23 protein-coding genes, 1 tRNA gene and 1 pseudogene are annotated in these 23,685 nt (G+C 70.2%); 15 read left to right on the plus strand and 10 right to left on the minus strand.

The window, feature by feature from the left end:
* Positions 1 to 29: 29 nt before the first annotated feature.
* Positions 30 to 671, minus strand: a complete 642-nt coding sequence (locus KUM49_RS32580) for a TetR family transcriptional regulator (protein WP_217240553.1) — start codon at positions 669 to 671, stop codon at positions 30 to 32.
* A gap of 91 nt (positions 672 to 762) precedes the next feature.
* On the opposite strand from KUM49_RS32580, the gene KUM49_RS32585 reads away from it, so the two are divergent.
* Complete coding sequence (locus KUM49_RS32585; protein WP_217240554.1) at positions 763 to 2,382, plus strand: MFS transporter; 1,620 nt, start codon at positions 763 to 765, stop codon at positions 2,380 to 2,382.
* A gap of 307 nt (positions 2,383 to 2,689) precedes the next feature.
* Positions 2,690 to 2,998: a small hydrophobic protein gene (locus KUM49_RS32590; RefSeq protein WP_217240555.1), complete on the plus strand. Its 309-nt coding sequence runs from the start codon at positions 2,690 to 2,692 to the stop codon at positions 2,996 to 2,998.
* Between the two features lie 68 nt (positions 2,999 to 3,066).
* On the opposite strand, the gene KUM49_RS32595 is transcribed toward KUM49_RS32590, so the two are convergent.
* Entirely contained in the window at positions 3,067 to 3,804 is a 738-nt protein-coding gene (locus tag KUM49_RS32595; protein ID WP_217240556.1) for a potassium channel family protein, read from the minus strand.
* Between the two features lie 76 nt (positions 3,805 to 3,880).
* Positions 3,881 to 6,613 (minus strand): pyruvate dehydrogenase (acetyl-transferring), homodimeric type, encoded by a 2,733-nt coding sequence (aceE, locus tag KUM49_RS32600; protein WP_217240557.1) that lies wholly within the window; start codon positions 6,611 to 6,613, stop codon positions 3,881 to 3,883.
* Between the two features lie 406 nt (positions 6,614 to 7,019).
* Between aceE and KUM49_RS32605 the strand changes: the two genes are divergently transcribed.
* The 6 genes from KUM49_RS32605 (at position 7,020) to KUM49_RS32630 (ending at position 11,433) form a co-directional block, all read left to right on the plus strand.
* Complete coding sequence (locus tag KUM49_RS32605; RefSeq protein ID WP_217240558.1) at positions 7,020 to 7,457, plus strand: DUF3052 domain-containing protein; 438 nt, start codon at positions 7,020 to 7,022, stop codon at positions 7,455 to 7,457.
* Between the two features lie 128 nt (positions 7,458 to 7,585).
* Positions 7,586 to 8,044, plus strand: a complete 459-nt coding sequence (locus KUM49_RS32610; protein ID WP_217240559.1) for a peroxiredoxin — start codon at positions 7,586 to 7,588, stop codon at positions 8,042 to 8,044.
* Between the two features lie 113 nt (positions 8,045 to 8,157).
* A complete protein-coding gene (locus KUM49_RS32615; protein WP_217240560.1) occupies positions 8,158 to 8,733 on the plus strand; it encodes a TerD family protein in 576 nt (191 codons plus the stop codon).
* Between the two features lie 96 nt (positions 8,734 to 8,829).
* Positions 8,830 to 9,405, plus strand: a complete 576-nt coding sequence (locus KUM49_RS32620) for a TerD family protein (RefSeq protein ID WP_217240561.1) — start codon at positions 8,830 to 8,832, stop codon at positions 9,403 to 9,405.
* Positions 9,406 to 9,454: 49 nt separating this feature from the next.
* Positions 9,455 to 10,600: a DUF475 domain-containing protein gene (locus tag KUM49_RS32625; RefSeq protein WP_217240562.1), complete on the plus strand. Its 1,146-nt coding sequence runs from the start codon at positions 9,455 to 9,457 to the stop codon at positions 10,598 to 10,600.
* A gap of 95 nt (positions 10,601 to 10,695) precedes the next feature.
* Positions 10,696 to 11,433, plus strand: coding sequence for a Tellurium resistance (locus tag KUM49_RS32630; RefSeq protein WP_217240563.1), 738 nt, complete (start codon positions 10,696 to 10,698; stop codon positions 11,431 to 11,433).
* 30 nt (positions 11,434 to 11,463) lie between these two features.
* On the opposite strand, the gene KUM49_RS32635 is transcribed toward KUM49_RS32630, so the two are convergent.
* Positions 11,464 to 12,240 carry a TerD family protein gene (locus KUM49_RS32635; protein WP_217240564.1) on the minus strand — a complete coding sequence of 259 codons (777 nt, stop codon included), beginning with the start codon at positions 12,238 to 12,240 and terminating at the stop codon, positions 11,464 to 11,466.
* Positions 12,241 to 12,427: 187 nt separating this feature from the next.
* On the opposite strand from KUM49_RS32635, the gene KUM49_RS32640 reads away from it, so the two are divergent.
* From KUM49_RS32640 to KUM49_RS32650, 3 genes are read left to right on the plus strand one after another with little or no spacing between them, the layout of a single operon-like run.
* A complete protein-coding gene (locus KUM49_RS32640; RefSeq protein WP_217240565.1) occupies positions 12,428 to 13,594 on the plus strand; it encodes an HpcH/HpaI aldolase/citrate lyase family protein in 1,167 nt (388 codons plus the stop codon).
* Between the two features lie 23 nt (positions 13,595 to 13,617).
* Positions 13,618 to 16,107, plus strand: coding sequence for a phosphoribosyltransferase (locus tag KUM49_RS32645; protein WP_217240566.1), 2,490 nt, complete (start codon positions 13,618 to 13,620; stop codon positions 16,105 to 16,107).
* Positions 16,107 to 16,922, plus strand: coding sequence for an HAD family hydrolase (locus KUM49_RS32650; protein ID WP_217240567.1), 816 nt, complete (start codon positions 16,107 to 16,109; stop codon positions 16,920 to 16,922). The genes KUM49_RS32645 and KUM49_RS32650 overlap by 1 nt, the downstream gene beginning before the upstream one ends.
* A gap of 227 nt (positions 16,923 to 17,149) precedes the next feature.
* On the opposite strand, the gene KUM49_RS32655 is transcribed toward KUM49_RS32650, so the two are convergent.
* The 3 genes from KUM49_RS32655 to KUM49_RS32665 form a co-directional block, all read right to left on the minus strand.
* Entirely contained in the window at positions 17,150 to 17,374 is a 225-nt protein-coding gene (locus KUM49_RS32655) for a zinc ribbon domain-containing protein (RefSeq protein WP_217240568.1), read from the minus strand.
* Positions 17,375 to 17,417: 43 nt separating this feature from the next.
* On the minus strand, positions 17,418 to 18,809 hold the full coding sequence (locus KUM49_RS32660) for a hypothetical protein (RefSeq protein ID WP_217240569.1): 1,392 nt from the start codon (positions 18,807 to 18,809) through the stop codon (positions 17,418 to 17,420).
* Positions 18,810 to 18,883: 74 nt separating this feature from the next.
* Entirely contained in the window at positions 18,884 to 19,654 is a 771-nt protein-coding gene (locus KUM49_RS32665) for a DUF4097 family beta strand repeat-containing protein (protein ID WP_217240570.1), read from the minus strand.
* A 268-nt stretch (positions 19,655 to 19,922) separates the two neighbouring features.
* Between KUM49_RS32665 and KUM49_RS32670 the strand changes: the two genes are divergently transcribed.
* Positions 19,923 to 19,994, plus strand: a tRNA-Val gene (locus tag KUM49_RS32670).
* 45 nt (positions 19,995 to 20,039) lie between these two features.
* Here KUM49_RS32670 and KUM49_RS32675 read toward each other — a convergent pair.
* The gene (locus tag KUM49_RS32675; protein WP_217240571.1) at positions 20,040 to 20,384 is read right to left on the minus strand and encodes a hypothetical protein; all 345 of its coding nucleotides are present in this window, start codon (positions 20,382 to 20,384) and stop codon (positions 20,040 to 20,042) included.
* A 104-nt stretch (positions 20,385 to 20,488) separates the two neighbouring features.
* Here KUM49_RS32675 and KUM49_RS32680 point away from each other — a divergent pair, with 104 nt between their 5' ends.
* Positions 20,489 to 21,061: a GNAT family N-acetyltransferase gene (locus KUM49_RS32680; protein WP_217240572.1), complete on the plus strand. Its 573-nt coding sequence runs from the start codon at positions 20,489 to 20,491 to the stop codon at positions 21,059 to 21,061.
* Positions 21,062 to 21,196: 135 nt separating this feature from the next.
* Here KUM49_RS32680 and KUM49_RS32685 read toward each other — a convergent pair whose 3' ends face one another.
* Positions 21,197 to 21,568 (minus strand): hypothetical protein, encoded by a 372-nt coding sequence (locus tag KUM49_RS32685; RefSeq protein ID WP_217240573.1) that lies wholly within the window; start codon positions 21,566 to 21,568, stop codon positions 21,197 to 21,199.
* Between the two features lie 61 nt (positions 21,569 to 21,629).
* Here KUM49_RS32685 and KUM49_RS32690 point away from each other — a divergent pair.
* Positions 21,630 to 21,983 (plus strand): annotated as a pseudogene (locus tag KUM49_RS32690) (zinc ribbon domain-containing protein); the annotation flags it as partial.
* 87 nt (positions 21,984 to 22,070) lie between these two features.
* Here the strand turns inward: KUM49_RS32690 and KUM49_RS32695 are convergent.
* The gene (locus tag KUM49_RS32695; protein ID WP_217240574.1) at positions 22,071 to 22,973 is read right to left on the minus strand and encodes a ketopantoate reductase family protein; all 903 of its coding nucleotides are present in this window, start codon (positions 22,971 to 22,973) and stop codon (positions 22,071 to 22,073) included.
* 144 nt (positions 22,974 to 23,117) lie between these two features.
* Between KUM49_RS32695 and KUM49_RS32700 the strand changes: the two genes are divergently transcribed.
* Positions 23,118 to 23,348: a DUF2277 domain-containing protein gene (locus KUM49_RS32700; protein ID WP_217240575.1), complete on the plus strand. Its 231-nt coding sequence runs from the start codon at positions 23,118 to 23,120 to the stop codon at positions 23,346 to 23,348.
* Positions 23,349 to 23,685 lie beyond the last annotated feature (337 nt).

A 23,685-nucleotide genomic window follows, 5' to 3' on the forward strand; every position in this document is an offset into this window, starting at 1 on the left:
GGGCCCTTCGGGGCATAGTGCGGGCGTCTTCAGGCCGTTCGCCAGTTTCCGGTCAGTGCGGGGCCCACCTGTTCGAGATACGCGACCGTCAACGACCGCATCGCGTCGAGGCTGAAATCCTCGCCGGTGCTCCACTGCCGTTCCGTCACCCTGATCACCGCGCTGAAGACGGCCACCGTCAGCCGGGGGCGGGGGTCGGTGTCCACGTCGAGGCCTTCGCGCTCGGCCAGCACCCGCGCGATGGTCTCCTCGGCCTCTGCGGAGCGACGCAGATGGGCGGCGAGCAGGATGGGCGTCGACTCGATCACCCGGTACATGCGCAGATGCAGCTCCACCGGTACGACGGACTCGACGATCTCGTTGAGCGTGTCCCAGCCCTCCAGGACCGCCTGCCGCAGCGCTTCCATCGGAGCCTCGTGCGCCGGACGCTCGCGCACCGACTCGACGAAGCGTTCCACCGTCATCTCCTGGACGGCGAGCGCGGCCTCCTCCTTGTTCGCGAAGTAGCGGAAGAAGGTGCGCTGCGAGACGTCGACCGCCTCCGTGATGTCGTCGACCGTCGTCTGCTCGTAGCCGCGGCAGGTGAACAGTTCGTGGGCGGCCCGGATCAGCGCGTCGCGGGTGCGCTGCTTCTTGCGCTCGCGCAGTCCCGGCCGTGACGCCGTGGTCATGGGCCACTCCTTGTGGATATCACTGTCCTGACAGTTACCGACTTGTGAATTGGTTTGTCAATTGTCAGTGGCTGTCATTAGCCTCGCACGCATGACTAGTCAGACCACCATCGACGCGACGGGGCCGGGGGACAAGGCGCCAACACCCCCGTCGGACCGGTCGCCTGCCAGCGGGCTGCGCGGCCACCCCTGGTTCACCCTCATAACCGTGGCCGTCGGGGTCATGATGGTGGCCCTGGACGGCACCATCGTGGCCATCGCCAACCCGGCCATCCAGTCGGACCTGAAGGCGAGCTTCGCCGACGTCCAGTGGATCACCAACGGCTACTTCCTCGCCCTCGCGGTCTGCCTGATCACCGCGGGCAAGCTCGGTGACCGCTTCGGCCACCGCCAGACCTTCCTGATCGGCGTGGTCGGCTTCGCCGCCGCCTCGGGCGCGATCGGCATGTCCGACAGCATCGCGCTGGTCATCACCTTCCGGGTCCTGCAGGGCCTGTTCGGCGCCCTGCTGATGCCGGCCGCGCTCGGCCTGCTGCGCGCGACCTTCCCGGCCGAGAAGCTCAACATGGCCATCGGCATCTGGGGCATGGTCATCGGCGCCTCCACCGCGGGCGGCCCGATCCTCGGCGGCGTCCTGGTCGAGCACGTCAACTGGCAGTCGGTGTTCTTCATCAACGTGCCGGTCGGCATCCTCGCCGTCGCCCTCGGCGTGGTGATGCTGGTCGACCACCGTGCCGAGAACGCCCCGCGCTCCTTCGACATCCTGGGTATCGCCCTGTTGTCGGCGGCCATGTTCTGCCTGGTGTGGGCGCTCATCAAGGCCCCGGAATGGGGTTGGGGTTCCGGCACGACCTGGACCTTCCTCCTCGCCGCCGTCGTCGGCTTCGCGGTCTTCGCCTTCTGGGAGACGAAGGTCAAGGAGCCGCTGATCCCGCTGGCGCTGTTCCGCTCGGTTCCGCTGTCGGCGGGTGTCGTCCTCATGGTCCTCATGGCGATCGCCTTCATGGGCGGCCTGTTCTTCGTCACCTTCTATCTGCAGAACGTGCACGGTATGGGCCCGATCGACGCGGGTCTGCACCTGCTTCCGCTCACCGGGATGATGATCGTCGGCTCCCCGCTGGCGGGCGCGATGATCACCAAGCTGGGCCCGCGCGTCCCGCTGGCCGGCGGCATGGCAGCCGTGGCGATCGCCATGTTCGGGATGTCCACGCTGGAGACGGACACCGGCAGCGCCGTCATGTCCCTCTGGTTCGCCCTGCTGGGACTCGGACTCGCGCCCGTCATGGTTGGCGCCACCGAAGTCATCGTCGGCAACGCCCCGATGGAGCTCTCCGGTGTCGCCGGCGGACTCCAGCAGGCGGCGATGCAGATCGGCGGCAGCCTCGGTACGGCCGTCCTCGGCGCCGTGATGGCCTCCAAGGTGGACAGCGACCTCGCGGGCAACTGGAAGGACGCGGGGCTCCCTGAGCTCACGCCGACCCAGCTCGACCAGGCCGCGGAAGCGGTCCAGGTCGGTGTCCCCCCGGTCGCCAAGGGCACGCCGGAGGCGATCGCCACGAAGATCGCCGACGTGGCGCACGACACCTTCATCTCCGGCATGAGCCTGGCGTCCCTGGTCGCCGCCGGAGTCGCCGTCGTCGCCGTCCTGGTCGCACTGCTCACCAAGCGAGGTCAGAACGCGGAGGCGGGCGCGGGCGTCGGACACATCTGACAACCCGGCGAGGAATAGCCGGAGTTCACCTATCAGGGTGACACCGCTAAAGATTCCTCGCACCCGGTACGCGCCGCGGGCCACAGTGGGTCAGGTCCTCAGTACGGCATGTTCCCCAGGCAAGTTCGGGACGTTCGTACGACGAATGAGGGCGACCGGATCTGCGGCGCGCTGCCGGAGGGGGGCGGCGCGCCGCAAGGCCGGAGTCGAACCGGCAGCAAGTGCGGGGGATTAGGAACTCAGCCCGGGGTACCCGCTTCTACGAACCCGAGAACGACCCGAATTCACCGAGGGGTTCTGGGAGTTGATGATGGCGGGCTTCGGACAAGGAACGCGCAGGCACCCCCGTTCACGTAGCCGGACGTGGTCACGGAGCGGGCCGGATCGCGCGACGCTCGGAATCATCGGAGTCATCTGCGCGATCGCCGGATTCTTCGTGCTGGGGATCATCCTCGGCCCCGTCGCGATCGTGTGCGGATGGCTCGCCATGGGCCGCAGCTGGGCGGGCAGTCGCCCCGTCCCGGCCCTGGTCGCCCTCGTACTGGGCGCCATCGACACGCTCCTGGCCGTCATCTGGCTGGCCGGAGCGGCAACCCCGGGCAGCGGGATGTTCTGACCCGGGGCGAGTGAGGGAAGGGCCCCCGGTGGGACGACCGGGGGCCCGCCTTCATGTCCGGACCCGGCTCAGGACCGAAGCGGCCGCTCCCGCAACGCCGTCACCTCGGCGCGCAGCGCCCGCACCTCGTCGGTCAGCAACCGGATCGCCTCCGTCTGCCGCCGCTCCTCCACGTCGTCCTTCTCGAACCGTGCGATGAACCACGCCGCGATGTTCGCGGTCACCACACCCAGCAGCGCGATCCCGGACAGCATCAGCCCCACGGCGATCACCCGGCCCAGCCCGGTGGTCGGCGCGTGATCCCCGTAGCCGACGGTCGTCATCGTCGTGAACGACCACCACACCGCGTCACCCAGTGTCCTGATGTTCCCGTCCGCGGACTCCCGTTCCACCGACAGCACGGCCAGCGACCCGAACATCAGCAGCCCGACCACCGCCCCCGCGACATAGGTCGTCAGCCGGATCTGCGAGGCCATCCGCGCCCGCCGCTGCACCAGCAGCAGGGTCGACACCAGCCGCAGCAGCCGCAGCGGCTGGAGCAGCGGCAGAACCACCGCACACAGGTCCAGCCAGTGCCTGCGGACGAACCGCCGGCGATCCTCGGCGAGGAACAGCCGCACCAGGTAGTCGACGGCGAAGGCCCCCCAGACCACCCACTCGACGGCCGCGCACGCGTCGGTCAGCGACCGGCTCGCCGGACTGACCACTATGGGCACGGCGTAGGCGAGGGCGAACAGCACCGCGAGCGCCAGGAGGGGTCGTTGGGTGCGCCGTTCCCACCGCACCTGTGCCGGTTGTTCCTTCATGAGCGCATCGTAAAGAAGCGGTAAGGGCGGTGGGGACACGGCCCCACCGCCCTTCGGTCATGCCCGCCGCGCAGCGTTACGCGTCGCCGCCCGCGGCCCCCGGGTCCGCCGCCGAGACGTCGAGGAGCTGGTACCGGTCGATCGCCTGCTTCAGCGCCGACCGGTCGACCTTGCCCTCCTTGGCCAGCTCGGTCAGCACGCCCACCACGATCGACTGGGCGTCGATGTGGAAGTGCCGGCGGGCCGCCCCGCGAGTGTCGGCGAAGCCGAAGCCGTCGGCGCCCAGCGACTGGTACGTCCCCGGCACCCACCGCGCGATCTGGTCCGGAACCGACCGCATCCAGTCGGACACGGCCACGAACGGCCCCTCCGCGCCGGACAGTTTCCGCGTCACGTACGGCACCCGCTGCTCCTCCTCGGGGTGCAGCAGGTTGTGCTCCTCGCACCGCACGGCCTCGCGCCGCAGCTCGTTCCAGGAGGTCGCCGACCAGACGTCGGCCTTCACGTTCCACTCCTCGGCGAGGATCCTCTGCGCCTCGACCGCCCAGGGCACGGCCACACCGGACGCCATGATCTGCGCCGGGATGGATCCCGCGGTGCCCGCCGCGAAGCGGTGGATGCCCTTGACGATGCCCTCGACGTCCACGTTCTCGGGCTCGGCCGGGTGCTGGATCGGCTCGTTGTAGACGGTGAGGTAGTAGAAGACGTCCTCACTGTCCGGGCCGTACATCCGGCGCAGACCGTCCTGCACGATGTGCGCGATCTCGAAGCCGTAGGCCGGGTCGTACGCCACACAGCCCGGGTTGGTCGAGGCGAGCAGCTGTGAGTGGCCGTCCGCGTGCTGGAGGCCCTCACCGGTCAGGGTCGTACGGCCGGCGGTCGCGCCCAGGACGAAACCGCGCGCCAGCTGGTCGGCCATCTGCCAGAACTGGTCGCCGGTGCGCTGGAAACCGAACATCGAGTAGAAGACGTACACCGGGATGAGCGGCTCGCCGTGCGTGGCGTACGACGAACCCGCGGCGATCAGCGAGGCGGTGCAGCCCGCCTCGGAGATGCCGTCGTGCAGCATCTGCCCGGTCGGCGACTCCTTGTACGCGAGGAGCAGGTCCCGGTCCACGGCCTCGTACTGCTGGCCGAGCGGGTTGTAGATCTTCGCGCTCGGGAAGAACGAGTCCATGCCGAAGGTGCGGTACTCGTCCGGCGCGATCAGCACGAACCGCTTGCCGATCTCCTTGTCCCGCATGAGGTCCTTGAGGAGCCGGACGAAGGCCATGGTCGTCGCGATGGACTGCTGGCCCGAGCCCTTCTTCACGGTCGCGTACGTCTTGTCGTCCGGCAGTGCGAGCGGCTTCGAGCGCACGACGCGTGTCGGGACGTAACCGCCGAGCGAGTTGCGGCGGTCGTGCATGTACTGGATCTCCTCCGAGTCCCGGCCCGGGTGGAAGTAGGGCGGCAGGCCCGACTCCAGCTCCTTGTCGGAGATCGGCAGGTGCAGCCGGTCGCGGAAGCCCTTGAGGTCGGCGACCGTCAGCTTCTTCATCTGGTGCGTGGCGTTGCGGCCCTCGAAGTTCGGGCCCAGCGTCCAGCCCTTGATCGTCTTGGCGAGGATCACCGTCGGCTGGCCCTTGTGCTCCACGGCCGCCTTGTACGCCGCGAAGATCTTCCGGTGGTCGTGACCGCCGCGGCCCAGGTGCAGGATCTGGTCGTCGGTCATGTTCTCGACCATCGCGCGCAGCCGGTGGTCGTCCCCGAAGAAGTGGTCGCGGATGTACGAGCCGGTCTCGGTGGCGTACGTCTGGAACTGCCCGTCCGGCGTGGTGTTCATCTTGTTGACCAGCACGCCGTCGCGGTCCTGCGCCAGCAGCGGGTCCCAGGTCCGGTCCCACACCAGCTTGATCACGTTCCAGCCGGCCCCGCGGAAGATCGACTCCAGCTCCTGGATGATCTTGCCGTTGCCGCGCACCGGGCCGTCGAGCCGCTGGAGGTTGCAGTTGACGACGAAGGTGAGGTTGTCCAGGCCCTCGCGGGCGGCGATGGACAGCTGGCCGAGCGACTCGGGCTCGTCCATCTCGCCGTCCCCGAGGAACGCCCAGACGTGCGACTTCGAGGTGTCCGCGATCTCACGCGCGTGCAGATAGCGGTTCATCCGGGCCTGGTAGATCGCGCCGATCGGGCCGAGGCCCATCGACACGGTCGGGAACTCCCAGAAGTCCGGCATCAGCCGCGGATGCGGGTAGCTGGACAGGCCGTGGGGCGCCTTCGACTTCTCCTGGCGGAACGCGTCCAGGTTCTGGTCGCTGAGGCGGTCCAGCAGGAACGCGCGGGCGTAGATGCCCGGCGAGGCGTGGCCCTGGAAGAAGACCTGGTCGCCGCCGTCGCCCTCGTCCTTGCCGCGGAAGAAGTGGTTGAAGCCGACGTCGTAGAGCGACGCCGAGGAGGCGAAGGTGGCGATGTGGCCGCCGACGCCGATGCCGGGCCGCTGGGCGCGCGAGACCATGACCGCGGCGTTCCACCGGGTCGCGTTCAGGATCCGGCGCTCGATCTCCTCGTTGCCCGGGAAGAAGGGCTCGGCCCTGGTGGGGATGGTGTTGACGTAGTCCGTGCTGCGCATCTCGGGCACGGCCACGCGCTTCTCACGGGCGCGCTCGATGAGCCGGAGCATCAGGTAGCGGGCCCGCTCCCGGCCGCGCTCGTCCACGGCGGCGTCGAGGGAGTCGAGCCACTCCTGGGTCTCCTCGGGGTCGAAGTCAGGAACCTGACTCGGAAGGCCGCCAATGATGATCGGATTGCGATCGGATCCGGAAGCCACGCTGTTCCTTACCTGTCAGAGGGCTGCTTTGCGAGGGTTTTCTCGGGGTTTTCGTATGCCTGCACCGATCCCCATCGTGTACCTCGACGTCGCAAACGTCATCTCTACTGTGAGGTAATCAAGGCTTGGTCCGTACGGGCGCCCCCCGACGTGGTTCCCAAACGCACAAACGGGGCAGAAAGGTGTGGGCTGCGTCACTCGGCCTCGGGGCGGTGTGCCGTAGGTTGCGGCGACACGGCCGGTATCGTCACCGTTTCGGCGGTCTGAACGGCCGGGTACTTGCGCGATCCGCCCCGCCCGTGTGGACTACGGCCAATGCTTCGCGCACGCGCGTGGCTGAGACTCCCCCAAGCCCTTGAGGGGCTCGGGGGGACCCCCATCCAAGAACATGATCAGGAGGCAACCCGTGAGCGCGACCGCGGACCACGCGGAGGAGCGGACGAACCCTGCCGTCAGGCTGGGGTTCCAGCCCGAGCAGGTGGTCCAGGAGATCGGCTACGACGACGACGTAGACCAGGAACTCCGCGAGGCCATTGAGGAAGTCATCGGCACAGACCTCGTGGACGAGGAATACGACGACGTCGCCGACGCCGTTGTGCTGTGGTTCCGCGACGAGGACGGCGACCTGACCGATGTGCTGGTGGATGCCATCACGTACATCGAAGAGGGCGGTTCGATCCTGCTGCTGACCCCGAAGACCGGCCGGGACGGCTACGTGGAGCCGAGCGACATCTCTGAAGCCGCGACCACGGCAGGGCTGTCCGCGTCCAAGAGCGTCAGCGTCGGCAAGGACTGGAGTGGCAGCCGGCTGGTGACGCCGAAGGCCGCCAAGTCCAAGAAGTAGCCCGCAGCGCCGGACGGGCTGGACAGCGCTCGGCAGTGACCGAGACCCCCCAGCCCGTCCGAAGGCCCTCGGTGATCGCTGAGTAGGCTGTTCTCACCCGAACAGCCCACGAAGGGACATCCGAGGCGATGGCGATCCAGGTCGGCGACAAGGCCCCCGACTTCGAGCTCAGGGACAACCACGGTGCGACCGTGAAGCTGTCCGACTTCCGCGGCAGCAAGAACGTCGTACTGCTCTTCTACCCCTTCGCCTTCACCGGCGTGTGCACCGGTGAGCTGTGCGAGCTGCGCGACCATCTGCCGCAGTTCGCCGACCGCGACACCCAGTTGCTCGCCGTCTCGAACGACTCCATCCACACCCTGCGCGTCTTCGCCGAGCAGGAGGGCCTGGAGTACCCGCTGCTCAGCGACTTCTGGCCGCACGGCGAGGTCTCCCGCGCGTACGGCGTCTTCGCCGAGGACAAGGGCTGCGCGGTGCGCGGCACCTTCGTCATCGACAAGGAGGGCCTCGTGCGCTGGACCGTCGTCAACGCCCTGCCGGACGCGCGAGACCTGAACGAGTACGTCAAGGCGCTCGACACCCTGTGATTCTTCGGTTCCAAGCCATGCGTGGTGCGGGAACCCGTTACTAGGATCGACTCGTTGATCCGACATCGAACGCACGGCGGGGCTCCCCGCCCCTGGACACCAATGGAGGACTCGTGGGAGTCAGCCTCAGCAAGGGCGGCAACGTATCTCTGAGCAAGGAGGCTCCGGGCCTGACCGCGGTCATCATCGGTCTCGGGTGGGACATCCGCACCACCACCGGCACCGACTTCGACCTGGATGCCAGCGCACTGCTGCTGGACTCCTCCGGCAAGGTCTCCAGCGACGCCAACTTCATCTTCTTCAACAACCTCAAGAGCCCGGACGGCTCGGTCGAGCACACCGGTGACAACCTCACCGGTGAGGGCGAGGGCGACGACGAGCAGATCAAGGTCAACCTCGCCGGCGTCCCGGCCGACGTCGAAAAGATCACCTTCCCGGTGTCGATCTACGACGCCGAGAACCGCCAGCAGTCCTTCGGCCAGGTGCGCAACGCGTTCATCCGCGTGGTGAACCAGGCCGGCGGCGCCGAGATCGCGAGGTACGACCTCTCGGAGGACGCCTCCACGGAGACCGCCATGGTCTTCGGCGAGCTCTACCGCCACGGCGCGGAGTGGAAGTTCCGCGCCATCGGCCAGGGCTACGCCTCGGGCCTGCGCGGCATCGCGCAGGACTTCGGCGTCAACGTCTGACCGGCCCTCGGGCCTCACCGTCCGGCGCCGCACGGTTTGCGTGCGGCGCCGGACGTGCAGGACAAGCAGAGAAGACTCTCGGGGAGGGACAGGATCATGGGCGTCACGCTCGCCAAGGGAGGCAATGTCTCCCTGTCCAAGGCCGCACCCAACCTCACCCAGGTGATGGTCGGGCTCGGCTGGGACGCGCGCTCCACCACCGGCGCGCCCTTCGACCTCGACGCCAGTGCGCTGATGTGCAACAACGGGCGAGTACTGGGGGACGAGTGGTTCATCTTCTACAACCAGCTCAAGAGCCCGGAGGGCTCGGTCGAGCACACCGGTGACAACCTCACCGGTGAGGGCGAGGGCGACGACGAGTCGCTGCTGATCGACCTCTCCAAGGTGCCCGCCAACGTCGACAAGATCGTCTTCCCGGTCTCGATCCACGACGCCGACAACCGCGGCCAGACCTTCGGCCAGGTCAGCAACGCCTTCATCCGGGTGGTCAACCAGGCGGACGGCCAGGAACTCGCCCGCTACGACCTCTCCGAGGACGCCTCCACAGAGACCGCGATGATCTTCGGCGAGGTCTATCGCCATCAGGGCGAATGGAAGTTCAGGGCGGTGGGGCAGGGGTACGCGTCGGGACTGCGGGGCATCGCTCTAGACTTCGGAGTCAATGTTTCGTAAAGCCGAGTACGGCGCGATAGAAATCCGTACTTACAGGATTGGGTAGCCAGTGGTTCTGAAAACCTTCGGCTGGTCGTTCGCGGTCACCGCGCTCGGCCTCGTCGCGGCGGTCTTCTACGGGGGGTGGACCGCTTTCGGTGTTGTGGCGATCCTCTCCGTCCTCGAGATCTCGCTGTCCTTCGACAACGCAGTGGTCAACGCCGGAATCCTGAAGAAGATGAGTGCCTTCTGGCAGAAGATCTTCCTCACCATCGGCGTTCTCATCGCCGTCTTCGGCATGCGACTGGTCTTCCCCGTCGTCATCGTCGCCATCAGTGCCTCGATGGGCCCGATCGAGGCCGTCGACCTCGCCCTCACCGACAAGGACCGCTACGAACAGCTGGTGACCGACGCTCACCCGTCGATCGCCGCCTTCGGTGGCATGTTCCTGCTGATGATCTTCCTCGACTTCATCTTCGAGGACCGGGACATCAAGTGGCTCGGCTGGCTGGAGCGGCCGCTCGCCAAGCTCGGCAAGGTCGACATGCTCTCGGTCTGCATCGCCCTGGTCGTGCTGCTGATCTCCGCGCTGACCTTCGCGACCAACGCCCACCAGCACGGCGGAACGCACGTCGACAAGGCGGAGACGGTCCTCCTCTCCGGCGTCGGTGGCCTCATCACCTACATGATCGTCGGCGGACTCTCCGGCTTCTTCGAGGACAGGCTCGAAGAGCAGGAGGAGCGGGAGCACGAGGCGGAGGAAGCCGCCGAACGCCAGGGGAAGCCCCGCTCGGCGGTCGTCATGGTCGGCAAGGCCGCGTTCTTCATGTTCCTCTACCTCGAGGTCCTGGACGCGTCCTTCTCCTTCGACGGCGTGATCGGCGCCTTCGCCATCACCAACGACATCGTCCTGATGGCCCTGGGCCTCGGCATCGGCGCCATGTACGTGCGGTCGCTGACGGTCTACCTGGTCCGCGAGGGCACCCTCGACGACTACGTCTACCTCGAGCACGGCGCGCACTACGCGATCGGCGCCCTCGCCGCGATCCTCCTGATCACGATCCAGTACCAGATCAACGAGTTCATCACCGGCCTCGTCGGTGTCGTCCTGATCGGCTGGTCCTTCTGGTCCTCCGTGCGCCGCAACAAGGCCCTGGCAGCGGCAGAGGGAAAAGCGGGCTCGGACGACAAGACTGAGGTGTCGTCCGGGGTGTGACACCCCTCGGGGTGAGGAACGCTCTGTGCGGGGCGGCGACGAGGCGACTCCTCGGCGCCGCCCCGCCGGTCTTTGACGTGAAGGTGGGGGCGGGAATGGGTTTCTTCGACGGGCTCCGGCGCGGGCGCGAGTCCGACTTCGACTCGGGCAACGCGGCGACCAACTCCATCGAGCTGACCAAACGGCACACCCAGGTCTCCCTCACCAAGCAGGGCGCCGCCACCGGGCACCTGCGCGTCAACCTGGCCTGGCGGATGCGGACGTCCGACTTCGGCGGCTCCCAGCGGGAGAGTCTGCTGCGGCACCCCTTCCAGGCGCTCAAGCCGCCGGAGGTCCTCGGACACAGCCAGAGCATGGTCAACGTCGACCTCGACCTGGGATGCCTGTACGAGCTCCAGGACGGCACCAAGGGCGTCGTGCAGCCGCTCGGGGGCTACCTCGGGGACGTCAACGGGCCGCCGTACGTGAAGCTCAGCGGGGACGACCGGTTCGGGTCGGCGTCCGGGGAGACGATGTACGTCAACCTCGACCACCGGGACGCGATCAAGCGGTTGCTGGTGTTCGTGTACATCTACGACCAGACGCCGGCGTTCGACCGCACCCACGCGATCGTCACGCTGTATCCGAGCAACGGGCCGCGGATCGAGATAGGCCTCGACGAGCGGCATCCCCAGGCCCGGTCGTGTGCGGTCGTCATGATCGAGAACGTCAAGGGGGAACTGCTCGTCCGGCGTGAGGTGAAGTTCGTCTACGGGTTCCAGGCGGAGCTGGACCGGTTGTACGGCTGGGGACTGCAGTGGGGGCGGGGGTACAAGGCCAAGGCCGAACGCTGACCGGCCCGCGCGCCTCCTGGGGCGCCGCCTCTAGCGTCCGATGAACTGCGGGCCCTGCGGCGGCAGTCTGAACTCCTGGGCCCCGACCGCCGCCGTCACCGGCTGCGGGTAGCCGTACGCCGGCTGGACCGTGGGGGCCGGCTGCTGCGGGTAGCCGTAGGCCGGCTGGGCCGGGACGACCGTGGGCTGCTCGGGGGGAAGGGGCTGGGAGGAGGTCTCCGGGGGTACCTGCGTCACGGGCTCGTCCGCGGTGTGCTGCTCCTCCGACTCGTCCACCGCGATGCCGAAGTCGGTGGCCAGGCCCTGGAGGCCGTTGGAGTAGCCCTCGCCCAGGGCGCGGAACTTCCAGCCCTCGCCGCGGCGGTACAGCTCGCCGCAGATCAGGGCGGTCTCCTCGCCCGTCTCCGGCTTGATGTCGAAGTGGGCCAGCGGCTCGCCCTCGGGGAGGGTGGCGTCGTACAGCAGGATGCGCAGGCCCTGTACGCGGTCGAAGGTGACGTCGTCCGCGGACGCGACCAGAAGAATCCGGCTGACATCGGACTCGACACCGGTCAGATCTGTCTGGATCGTGTCCGTGGGCCCCTCGGCGACACGCTTCTTGCCGAGCAGCCAGACCTTGCCCGAGGGATGACGGGGCTGGTTGTAGAAGACGAAGTCCTCGTCGGATCGCACACGACCGTCAGGGCCGAGGAGCAGCGCCGAGGCGTCGACGACCGGAACCCCCTGGCCGGGCGCCCAGCGCAGCACGGCGCGTACCGTTGTGGCTTCGAGCGGGACGTTCGACCCCTTCAGCATCGCGTGCGTCATGCGGTCATCCTGCCTTCTCGGTCCTGGTCACGACAACGCGGGGTCGCAGATCCATATGTTTGGCTGTGTGTGTCCGCGTTACCTGAAGTTCATGCCCTGCGGGAACCTGTGACATGGATCCCTACGTACTATTACCGGCCACCTGTGGACAGCCGCAGGAGCCGATCAGCATCCACGGGGGAGTTCTATGCGTCATTTCGGGCACATCGCCCCTGAGGTGCGACAGCGCCTCTTCCACGTGGAGCCCTGCGAGTTCACCGCGGACTCCTCAGCCCGGCTCCTCGCCGTGGCCCTGGGCGCCACGCTCTACAGTCCGGCCACCCGGCCGCGGCTCGCCGACGACATCGTCAAGCAGACCGGGCGCGGTGTGGTCTCGATGGTGCTGTGCCTGGAGGACTCGATCGGCGACGACGAGGTCGTGGACGCCGAGGAGAACCTCGTACGACAGTTCACGGACCTCGCCGGACGCGAGGGCATGGACCCGCCGCTGCTGTTCATCCGGGTCCGCACCCCCGAGCAGATCCCCGACCTCGTACGACGTCTCGGCCCCGCCGCCCGGCTGCTGTCCGGGTTCGTGATGCCGAAGTTCACCGAAGAGCGCGGGATCCCCTTCATGGAGGCGCTCGCGAGTGCCGAGACGGCGAGCGGGCGGCGGCTCTTCGCGATGCCCGTGCTGGAGTCGCCCGAGCTGTTGTACCGGGAGTCGCGGGTGGACACCCTGGAGGGCATCTCCCGAGCGGTCGACAAGTACCGCGAGCGCGTCCTGGCCCTGCGCCTGGGCGTCACCGACTTCTGCTCCTCGTACGGCCTGCGCCGAGCGCCCGACATGACCGCCTACGACGTCCAGGTCGTCGCCTCCGTGATCGCCGACGTGGTGAACATGATGGGCCGGGCCGACGGCACCGGGTTCACGGTGACCGGGCCGGTGTGGGAGTACTTCCGCGTCCAGGAGCGCATGTTCAAGCCGCAGCTGCGCCGCAGCCCCTTCCTGGAGGGCAAGGCCGAGGAACTGCGCGAGGCGCTCATCGAGCACGCCATGGACGGCCTGCTGCGCGAGATCACCCTCGACCAGGCCAACGGCCTGCAGGGCAAGACCTGCATCCACCCCTCCCACGTACTGCCCGTCCACGCACTCTCCGTGGTCAGCCACGAGGAGTTCAGTGACGCCCAGGACATCCTGCGGCCCGAGCGCGGCGGCGGCGGTGTGCTGAAGTCGGCGTACACGAACAAAATGAATGAAGTGAAGCCGCACCGCGCCTGGGCCGAGCGGACCCTGCTGCGTGCCGAGGTGTTCGGTGTGGCGAACGAGGACATCGGCTTCGTGGAGCTGCTCGCGGCCGGAATCCCCGAGTGAGACCGCTGAACAACAAGGGACGTATGAATCACGCAGCGAACAACGCCGTCTGGTCCGGCAGCTGGGTCGCCGAGCGACTCGGTGTCGAACTGGTGGGCGACGACGAGCTGAGCGGTCTGCTGGGGCTGGCACTGCGCCGCAACCCCAAGCGGGCCCACCTGCTCGTGTCGAACGTGCTCGGCAAGCACGTCCCGCAGTCACCGTCCGTCGTCTACGGCCACGGCTTCGCCCTCGGCCGCCGGGTCCGCGACCTCCTCGGTACCGAGGAGGCCGGCCGTGCCGTCGTCCTGGGCTACGCGGAGACCGCCACCGGCCTCGGCCACTCCGTCGCCGACGGTGTGGGCCTCGCCCCGTACCTGCACTCCACCCGCCGCCCGGTCCAGGGCCTCGCCCCGGCCGGCGGCTTCGAGGAGGCCCACTCGCACGCCACGTCCCACCTGCTGCTGCCCCAGGACCCCGCGCTGCTGGCCGGGGACGGGCCGCTGGTCCTGGTCGACGACGAGTTCTCCACCGGGAACACGGTCCTCAACACCATCCGTGACCTGCACGAACGCTACCCGCGCGGGCGGTACGTGGTGGTCGCCCTCGTCGATATGCGCTCACCGGCCGACGCCGGCCGCCTGGACGTCTTCGCCCGGGAGATCGGCGCCCGCGTGGACCTGGTGACGGCCGCCTCGGGGACCGTACGGCTGCCGGACGGCGTGCTGGAGAAAGGGCAGGAGCTGGTCGCCCGACACGAGGCGGCGGCGCCCGAGCCCACGGCGCCCGAGGAGGCGTCGTCCGGCCGGATCACCCGGGTGGACCTGTGCTGGCCCCGTGGCCTGCCCGACGGCGGGCGGCACGGCTTCACGCCGCAGCACCGAATACGCCTGGAGGGCGCGCTGCCCGCCATGGCCGCCCGGCTCGCCGAAGCGCTGCCCGCGCAGGCCCGGCGGGTTCTCGTCCTCGGCTTCGAGGAGCTGATGTACGCCCCGCTGAGGCTGGCCCGCGAGCTGGAGCGGCTCGCTGACACCGCTGACACCGTCGGCGCCGAGGTCCGCTACTCCACCACCACCCGCTCACCCGTCCTCGCCGTCGACGACCCCGGCTACGCGATCCGCAGCCGCCTCGTCTTCCCCGCCCACGACGACCCGGCCGACGGCCCCGGTGAGCGCTACGCCTACAACGTGGCGGGCGGCGGCTTCGACACCGTCGTCGCCGTCGTCGACTCGGTCGCCGACACCCCCGCCCTGCACGCGCCCGGCGGCCTGCTGGACCGGCTGGCCGCCCACACCCCGCACGTCGTCCTCGCGGTCGTGCCCGCGTACGTGCCCGAGCCGCGGTACGCCGCCCGCACCCCTGGAGAAAGATCCGCCATGCTGCCCGAGCCCCTCCGCGGCCCCGCCTTCTCCTCGTACCCGCCCGAGGAGGTCGGCTGGCTGCTCCAGGACCTCTCGGACGTCACGCTGGAGGCGCCGACCGAGGAGCGCGAGGAGGCCATCCAGAGCGGCGGCGCGCACTACGCCGAGTCGCTGCCGGTGGAGTACCAGCCGAGCGAGCAGTACCAGGAGCTCTTCCACACGGCGCTGGACGCCTCGGCGGGGCGGCTGGCGCTGGCGGTGGGCGCGGTCACCGAACTCGTCCTCGCCGAACGCTCGCCCCGGCCGGTGCTCGTCTCGCTGGCCCGCGCGGGCACGCCGATCGGTGTGCTGATGCGCCGCTGGGCCCAGTTCCGGCACGGCCTCGACCTGCCGCACTACGCCGTCTCCATCGTGCGCGGCCGCGGCATCGACGCCAACGCGCTGCGCTGGCTGGCCGCCCACCACGACCCGCGTGACGTCGTCTTCGTCGACGGCTGGACCGGCAAGGGCGCCATCACCCGCGAACTCGCCGACGCCGTCAAGGAGTTCGAGGCAGCGGGCGGTGCGCCCGGCTTCGACCCGGAGATCGCGGTGCTCGCCGACCCGGGCTCGTGCGTGCGGACGTACGGCACCCGCGAGGACTTCCTCATACCGTCCGCGTGCCTCAACTCCACGGTGTCCGGCCTGATTTCGCGTACGGTCCTGCGCGCCGACCTGGTCGGACCGAACGACTTCCACGGCGCGAAGTTCTACCGCGAACTCGCCGGCGCCGACGTGTCGGTGGCCTTCCTGGACGCGGTCGCCGCCCGCTTCCCCGAGGTCGTGGACGCCGTCGACGCACAGGCCAAGGAGCTGCTGTCCGGCGACCGCGCCCCGACGTGGGAGGGCTGGGCGGCCGTCGAGCGCATCAGCGAGGAGTACGGCATCCACGACGTGAACCTCGTCAAGCCCGGCGTCGGCGAGACCACCCGGGTGCTGCTGCGCCGGGTGCCCTGGAAGATCCTCGCGCGGGCCGGGGCGGGCGCCGACCTCGACCACGTGCGTCTGCTGGCCGAACAGAGAGGTGTCCCGGTGGAAGAGGTCGCCGAACTCCCGTACACCTGCGTGGGGTTGATCCACCCCAAGTACACGCGGGGCGCGACGGGCGCCGACGGCAGGGCGGTGACGGTCTGATGCCGGTGCTGGTGGCCAGTGACCTCGACCGTACGCTCATCTACTCCGCCGCGGCCCTCGCGCTGACCATGCCGGACGCGCGGGCGCCCCGGCTGCTGTGCGTCGAGGTGCACGAGAGCAAGCCGCTGACCTACATGACGGAGACGTCGGCCGCCCTGCTCGCCGAGCTCGGCGACGCGGCGGTCTTCGTACCGACGACGACCCGGACCCGCAAGCAGTACCAGCGCATCAACCTCCCCGGCCCCGCCCCGACCTACGCGATCTGCGCGAACGGCGGGCACCTGCTGGTGGACGGCGTCTCCGACCCGGACTGGCACGCACGCGTGACGGCCCGCCTGGCCGACGAATGCGCACCGCTCGACGAGGTGCGCGAGCACCTGATGACGACGGCCGACCCGCTCTGGGTGCGCAAGCACCGGATCGCCGAGGACCTGTTCGCCTACATGGTCGTCGAGCGCGAGCTGCTCCCCGAGGAGTGGGTGAAGGAACTCGCCGTCTGGGCGGAGAACCGCGGCTGGACGGTCTCACTGCAGGGCCGCAAGATCTACGCCGTCCCGAAGCCGCTCACCAAGAGCGCGGCCATGCGTGAGGTCGCCCGCCGCACCGGCGCCGAACTCACCCTCGCCGCCGGAGACTCCCTCCTCGACGCCGACCTCCTGCTGGCCGCGGACCGGGGCTGGCGCCCGGGCCACGGCGAGCTGGCCGACGCCGACTGGAGCGCCCCGATGATCAGCGCACTGCCGGAGCGGGGCGTGCTGGCGGGGGAGCGGATCCTGCGGGAGTTCCTGCGCGAGGCGCGACAGGGGGCCGTCTGAGGGCGCGTGGATGCGTGGGCGTGGGTGCGGTTGGAGATTCCCCACCTGAGATGGCCGCGGGTGTGCCTGGAGGGCCTGGAGGCCTAACGGGTCGCGCTCACGCCCCGCACCCGCCTGCGGCGGCCTGAGACCGGCCGCTGTGGCAGCCGTACGCCGCAGTGGCCGTCGCGGCAGCGGACCGCCGCGGCAGCCCTACGCCCCGGCAGCCGTACCCCGATGAACGGTGATCAGCCGCAGCAGCCCCCGCCGCAGCAGCCGCCCCCGCCACCGCCGCCCGACCGGGGGGCCTGGGCGGGTGCGGAGGCCGAGCCGCCGACCGCCACCGTCGACAGGAGCTTGACCGTGTCGTCGTGGCCCGCGGGGCAGTCGGCGGGGGCGGAGGACTCCGCCATCGGGCGGCTCAGTTCGAACGTGTCGCCGCAGGTCCGGCAGCGGTACTCATAGCGAGGCATGCGCACAGGTTAACCGGCGTCCGCCCGGTGCCGTAGGGGCGAGTCAGTGCCCGGACCCGCGCTCGTCCCGGATCTGGCTCACGACCCGGCCCACCGCCTGCCGGACCGCCTCCGTCTCCGTGAGGAAGTGCCAGTAGTCCGGGTGGCGGCCCTCCAGGGTGCCGATCGCGCGGTCGAGGCGGGCTACCGCGTCGTCCAGAGGGCGGGCGTGGCGCGGGTCGGGAGTGTTGCGGCCGGCCATCGCGAGGCGCTGGGCGTCCCGGATGGCGAAGCGGGTGCGTTCGATCTCCTGCCGCGGGTCCTTCTGCACCTCGTTCAGCCGGCGCAGCCGGTCCCCGGCGGCGGAGACGGACTCGTCGGTGGTGTTCAGCAGCGCCCGGACCGTGGAGAGCAGGGCGGTCGCGTCCGGCCAGCGCTGTTCGTCGCGGGCGGCCCGGGCCTCGCGCAGCTTCAGCTCGGCCTGCGCCACGTTCTCCGCGGCCTGGTCCGGCACGTGCTGGAGGTCCTGCCAGCAGTCGGCCACGAAGCGGCGCCGGAGCTCGCTGAGGACGGGGTCGACCTGTTCGGCGCGGGTGGTGAGGGCCTGGGCGCGGGTGCGCAGGGAGACCAGCCGGTGGTCGATCTCGGAGGCCCGCTCCGGCAGCCGCTCGGCCTCCACCCGGACGGATTCGGCCTCCCGCGCCACGCGCTCGGCCCGCTCCAGCGTCTGGGGCACACCATGGGCTCCGGCGCCCTGGTTCAACTTGGTCAGCTCGGGTCCGAGGGCGGCGAGCCGGGCGGCCAGGTCGTCCGCCTTCAGCCCTGATCCCCGTACCGCGTCGAGCGCGTTCGACGCCGCCAGCAGTCCCTGCCGGGCCCGCTCGACGGCGGGAGCGAGACGGGCCAGCTGGGTCTCGGCCTTGCCGAGCAGCGGCCCGAGCCCGGCGGTGAACCGGTCCAGCTCCTGCCTGACCCGGCCCAGTTCGTCCTTGGCGCGGGTGAGTTCGGTGCGGGCCTGCGCGGCGGCCGAGGCCTCCAGGTCGTCGCGGTCCAGGTCGTGCGCGTCGACGGCGTTGATGTACTGGAAGCTGGCCTCGTCGATGCGGGTGCTGATCGCCTGGAAGTCGGCGACCGCGCGCCGGGCGGCGGGGGAGTCGTCGACGGCCGTGATGGTCTCTATCGAGATCCGCAGATCGCGCTGGGCGGTGTCCAGGTCGTAGAAGGCGGCCGCGGCGGCGTCCTTCGCGGACTGCGCCTCGGCCCGCTGGCTCTCCGCGCGCCCGCCGAACCAGCGCCGGGTGCCGCTGCCCCCGCCGCTCGCGAAGGCGGTGGGCAGCGCGAGCGCGATCACGAGGGGCAGTCCGAGCAGGGCGAGGGTGTCCCGCAGTGCGTGACGCACAGAATGGTGTGCGTGCGGCACCAACGGCGAGTACGGCTGCGAAGGTGTCGCCGTCACATCCCTCTCCCGTGCTGTGTTCGACCTTGCCCGCTGTCATTCTCCCACCGGTTAAGGACGAACACACGGGCCGGTCAGTTCGCTGTACGGACCGTTACTTTGCCGTCGCCCGTCCGCGCGGACACCACGTGGGAGCTGGAGGCGTCCCGGGGCACCGAAATGTCCTCGGCGCCGTCGCCCGTCTCGGCCGTCACCCGGTACGTGGCGTCGGGCAGCGTGATCGTCACGGATCCGTCGCCGGCGCGGGACTCCACGAGGTCCGGTACGGCGCCCAGTTCGAGGTGGACCGAGCCGTCGCCGGTCCGGGCGCGGACCTGGCGCGAGGAGACCTCGGCGCGCACCGAGCCGTCGCCGGTGCGCAACCTCAGCGGGCCGCTGGAGTCGGTGACGTGCACGGAACCGTCGCCGGTACGGATGTTCAGCGCGTCCTCGAAGCCCCGCGCGCGCACGCTGCCGTCGCCGTCCACGACGTTCACCGCGATCCCGCGCGGCACCTCGATCCGGTGCTTGGCCGCGCAGTCGGCGACCACGCCGGTGCACTTGAGCCGCAGCTTCAGCCGGTCGTCGCTCATGGACCAGGTCACCTCGGGTTCCTTGCCCATGGCGACCGTGCCCTGGAACCAGCGGGTGACGTCGACCGTGCCCGCCTCGTGCGAGTCGGCGGCGACGATCTCCAGTGCGGAGTCGTCGGAGTCGATCGTGAGCGTCTGGCCCCGCAGGGCGAAGGACCGGTGGTCGGGATCCTTGTCGTCCGCGGCGGCGGCACCACACGCGGTGGCACCGGCGACGAGAGCCGCGACCACACCCGCTAGGGCGACGGCACGGACGGGAACGGTACGGGTCATGACGATCTCCCCCTGGGACAAGCGGCGAAGCTCCTGCTAGGACGCTCTTCGACCGTACGGATCCCGGGCTCGCGCGGGCATCCGGGACGCTCCCGGATCGCGGGTGGGGATAACCCCCGGGCCGGCGTCGGGGGCGGCCCGCATGTCGGCCCACATGTCGGCCCGCCTGTCGGCCCGGATGCCGGCCCGGTGTGTCGGCCCGCAGGTCGGCCGGGGATACGGGTTTGCGGGGCAGTGCCCCGGGCAATGTAGGCTGTCGACTCGTCTCGGGTGCGTAGCTCAGGGGTAGAGCGCCTGCCTTACAAGCAGGATGTCGGCGGTTCGAAACCGTCCGCGCCCACACCACGAGAAGACCCCGGCCGATCACGGCCGGGGTCTTCGTGGTTCAGGAACCCTCTTCCTCCGGCGTCTCGTGCGCGTGCTTCAGCTTCATGCGCGCGTCCACCTGCTCCGGCGCCGCGATCTCCGCCCAGAAGCGGTGGCAGCTCACGAAGACCGCCAGTTCGTGCTCGCGCCGACGCAGCTTCTCCACCGCGGCCTGTTCGTCGGCCGTCCAGCCGGGGGAGGCGGGGCGCTCCACCTTGCGCCAGCCGCCCGCGTCGCTGAATCCGTCCAGGGGCTCGACCGACCAGGGAAGCCGTTTGAGCAGGGCCGACAGCTCGGCCCGGACCTGATGCAGCTCCTCCTGACCGGCGAGGAGGTCACTCGGAAAGTCATAGGTCGTTGCCACGGCACAATGCTACGCCTGTTCGATTTTGGGTGGCGAGTTCCTTCGGGTGGTTCATGCGAACGGGTGTGCTCGCGTCACCCGGAACGCCGTGGCACGGTGGTGCCATGACCATCGAGGTGCGCCCGGCTTCGGTCTTCGAGGACGTCCGTGAGCTCCTCGGCCCGAAGTCACCCGGGGCCAATGTCTGTTGGTGCCTGAGCTACCGGATCCCCTCCCGGCTCAACAACGAGCTGCGCGGGCCGGCCCGCGGTGAGTACGTCGCCGAGCTGTGCCGTGCGGGACCCCCGCCGGGGGTGCTCGCCTACGACGGTGATGAGCCGGTCGGCTGGGCGGCCGTGGCGCCGCGCTCGGACACCTCCTTCGCGCACAGCCGCAGGATTCCGCACGTCGACGATCTGCCGGTGTGGTCCCTGTGGTGCGTCCGGGTACGCCCCGGGCACCGGAGGAAGGGGATCTCCCACGCCCTCATCGCCGGCGCGGTCGCCTTCGCCCGCGCCCACGGCGCGCCGGCGGTCGAGGCATACCCCCTCGACAACGGGGGCGCCAGGGTCGACCTGACGATGGCGTACGCCGGCATCCGGAAGAACTTCGAGCGCGCCGGGTTCGTCCACGCCGCCGACACCACCTCCGTGCTGGCCGGTCATCCCCGGGTCCTGATGCGGCTCGACCTGCGCTGAACCCGCGTCCCTGGCGGCGGACGCGATAGCGCAGGTGCAGCACCCGGTCGCCCTGGATGACCGTGTGCGGGGTCCTCCAGCAGGTGCTGGGCGTCGACCGACGAACTCATCGCCGACACGGGAGCGCCCGGGCGCTCAGCCGGCGCGCAGGGCGGCCAGCGGTGGGGGCCTGCTGCGGCATGCGTGGTCGTCGCCCCACTCCGGCAGTCGCAGCGTCAGCCGCCACAGCACCTTGGCGGTGTCCGCGTCGCTGACGGCGATCTCGACCGCCTGGTGGTCTGCCTGGGTTCCCGTGCCGGCCTGCCGGACCAGGAACGGGGTCACCAGAGTCGGCTTGCCGCCGGTGGTGACCAGGGCGGGCGGGCCCGCGTCGTGGGTGACGCCGGTGTCCTCGGCCGCCGCGGTGCCCTCGGGCTCGATGGTCGCCGTGACGTCTCCGGTGGCGGAGTCGACCGCCTGCACGTGATCGAACGCGGCGGCGTACGCCGTCCCCCCGTGCAGCGTCACCGGGAGGCTCCCGGTGACCCTGTTCTGGAGGTCCGTGCGGTTCTCGGTCAGTCCCTCGGGCATCGCAGCGCCCGTCTTCCGCCCGAAGTTCCTTGCTCGGACCAGCATGGCCCGCAAGGCCGCTGACGCCGCCATCGGCGCCACCAAGGCCGCTCTGATCGAGATGGGCCGCAAGCACGGGCGGGACATCCGCCTGGTACACCCCGCGCACACCACGATGGACTGCGCGCACTGCGATGCGAGAGCCAAGCACGCACTGCCGCTGGGAATGCGCACCTACACCCGCGCCGCGTGCGGAGCGGTGTCCCCACGGGACAAGAACTCCGCACGCGTGATGCTCGTCCGGGCTGGTCTCAACCCGGCTGGTGCTGATGGCGCAAGACCTCCTGGAGCGCTGCTCCAGGAGGCTGCCTGAGCCAGGAATCCCCTCCCTTCAGGGAGGGGAGGATTCAACTTAGTGCGTCCCTCCGGCACCCGGCCGCGACACGAAGAGGGGCCCGCGTCAGTGGCCGGCGTCCCTCAACTCCCGTACCAGACGGGCCGTTACTGGCACCGCAACGCCGTGCCGCTCGGCTGCGCGCAGCAACGCCCCACCGATCGCGTCGAGTTCGAGAGGGCGGCCCGCCTCCGCGTCGCGCTGCATCGACGACTTCATCGCGGGCGGGAAGCCGTCGTAGCGGGCGAGGGCACCGCCCGGGTCCGCCGGGCCGCCGCAGGCCGCGCTGACCTCGGCGGTCTCCTCCACCAGGGCCGTCAGCTCCTCACGGTACTTCGTGCGGACGTCGCCCAGCGGGAGCCCGTGACGGGTCGTCAGCAGCGCGAACGGTGCCAGGAACGACATCTTCGCCCACAGGACCGCCGACTCGTCGGGCAGTACGCGGGTGGTCGGACCGGCGGCCGTGAGGGCCTCCGCCAACGCGTCCAGGCGCTCGCGGGGGACGCCGTCGCCGGTGAGGTCGACCTCGGCGAAGGGGCTGCCGTGCTCGATCACGCCCGGTGCCACCCGCGTCGACTCCACGCGGATGACGGCGGGGGCCACGCGGTCGGGGCGGTAGCGGGTGCGAAGGGTCGCTGGGTGTTCCACGCCGTTCAGGAGCGGTACGACCAGACCGTCGCCGAGGACCGCGGGCGGGACGCGGTCGAGGGCGGCGTCGAGGCTCGTGTGCTTGACGGCGACCACGCAGACGTCGACCGGCTCGCGCAGGGTCGTGTCCGCCTCCACACGGGCGGTGAAGTCGCCGAACCTCTCGCTGTGGACACGGATGCCGGCCGTGCGGAGCGTGTCGGCGGTCTCCTCGCCGGCCAGGCAGACCACGCGGTGGCCGGCGCGGGACAGGAGCGCGGCGAGGAGGCCGCCGGTGCCGCCGGGACCGAGTACGGCCACGGTCAGTTCGTCGTACGCCATGATGCTGGGTTCCTCTCTACGGTCGGCCCCGGGATGGTGGCCGCCTCGCAGTGATCATCGCAGGCGGGGCTCGGCGGTGGCCGTCGTCCGTGGAAATCCGGGCAGGGCCCGGCGGTATTCCCCGGCAGGGGCGAGACTGGAAGCATGTGCCGCAGTATCAAGACGCTTCGTCCACCCGTCCTGCCCGAGGAGGCGACGGAGGAGGACATCCGGGCCGCAGCCCTGCAGTACGTCCGCAAGGTCTCCGGCTTCCGGGCCCCCGCCGCGCACAACCGTGAGGTGTTCGACCGGGCCGTCGACGCGATCGCCGAGGCCACGGCGGAACTGTTGGCCGACCTGGAGGTACGGGGCTCCGCCGCGCAGCGAGCCGGGTAGAACGGGCTGGGATCTGCCGGGTCTGAGGGTCTGCCGGGTGCCGGTCACGGCACCGGGCGGGGATGGGCCGCGCGGTCCCGCGCCGACGGGCTCCGCCGGTGTGGTGGCGCATGGGCTGCTACGGGCGGCCCGGGGCCGGCGGTGTGGGCGTCCGCGGATCGCGGGCGTCGCCTGCCCGCCACTTCGGCGCCTCGGCCACCGCCGCTTCGGGTTGCCCGTTTCGTCTGCCTGCGGCTTAAGGGTCCTTTCACTATGCCCGTCCGGGTCGCGCGGCCTGGCACCGCACCTCGCCGCGTTGCCGACGCCCACGTGGCTCCTCCCCCACGCTCGAACAACC

Source organism: Streptomyces sp. AC555_RSS877 (assembly GCF_019049245.1).
GTDB lineage: Bacteria > Actinomycetota > Actinomycetes > Streptomycetales > Streptomycetaceae > Streptomyces.

What these genes read in the sequence shown, in the direction of transcription:
- KUM49_RS32590 (WP_217240555.1), top strand. Translation starts at nt 2,690, where the DNA reads ATGATGGCGGGCTTCGGACAAGGAACGCGCAGGCACCCCCGTTCACGT.
- KUM49_RS32695 (WP_217240574.1), bottom strand. Translation starts at nt 22,973, where the DNA reads ATGGCGTACGACGAACTGACCGTGGCCGTACTCGGTCCCGGCGGCACC.
- KUM49_RS32665 (WP_217240570.1), bottom strand. Translation starts at nt 19,654, where the DNA reads ATGACCCGTACCGTTCCCGTCCGTGCCGTCGCCCTAGCGGGTGTGGTC.
- KUM49_RS32650 (WP_217240567.1), top strand. Translation starts at nt 16,107, where the DNA reads ATGCCGGTGCTGGTGGCCAGTGACCTCGACCGTACGCTCATCTACTCC.
- KUM49_RS32580 (WP_217240553.1), bottom strand. Translation starts at nt 671, where the DNA reads ATGACCACGGCGTCACGGCCGGGACTGCGCGAGCGCAAGAAGCAGCGC.
- KUM49_RS32630 (WP_217240563.1), top strand. Translation starts at nt 10,696, where the DNA reads ATGGGTTTCTTCGACGGGCTCCGGCGCGGGCGCGAGTCCGACTTCGAC.
- KUM49_RS32655 (WP_217240568.1), bottom strand. Translation starts at nt 17,374, where the DNA reads ATGCCTCGCTATGAGTACCGCTGCCGGACCTGCGGCGACACGTTCGAA.
- KUM49_RS32620 (WP_217240561.1), top strand. Translation starts at nt 8,830, where the DNA reads ATGGGCGTCACGCTCGCCAAGGGAGGCAATGTCTCCCTGTCCAAGGCC.
- KUM49_RS32640 (WP_217240565.1), top strand. Translation starts at nt 12,428, where the DNA reads ATGCGTCATTTCGGGCACATCGCCCCTGAGGTGCGACAGCGCCTCTTC.
- KUM49_RS32700 (WP_217240575.1), top strand. Translation starts at nt 23,118, where the DNA reads ATGTGCCGCAGTATCAAGACGCTTCGTCCACCCGTCCTGCCCGAGGAG.
- KUM49_RS32595 (WP_217240556.1), bottom strand. Translation starts at nt 3,804, where the DNA reads ATGAAGGAACAACCGGCACAGGTGCGGTGGGAACGGCGCACCCAACGA.
- KUM49_RS32680 (WP_217240572.1), top strand. Translation starts at nt 20,489, where the DNA reads ATGACCATCGAGGTGCGCCCGGCTTCGGTCTTCGAGGACGTCCGTGAG.
- KUM49_RS32645 (WP_217240566.1), top strand. Translation starts at nt 13,618, where the DNA reads ATGAATCACGCAGCGAACAACGCCGTCTGGTCCGGCAGCTGGGTCGCC.
- KUM49_RS32585 (WP_217240554.1), top strand. Translation starts at nt 763, where the DNA reads ATGACTAGTCAGACCACCATCGACGCGACGGGGCCGGGGGACAAGGCG.
- KUM49_RS32635 (WP_217240564.1), bottom strand. Translation starts at nt 12,240, where the DNA reads ATGACGCACGCGATGCTGAAGGGGTCGAACGTCCCGCTCGAAGCCACA.
- KUM49_RS32610 (WP_217240559.1), top strand. Translation starts at nt 7,586, where the DNA reads ATGGCGATCCAGGTCGGCGACAAGGCCCCCGACTTCGAGCTCAGGGAC.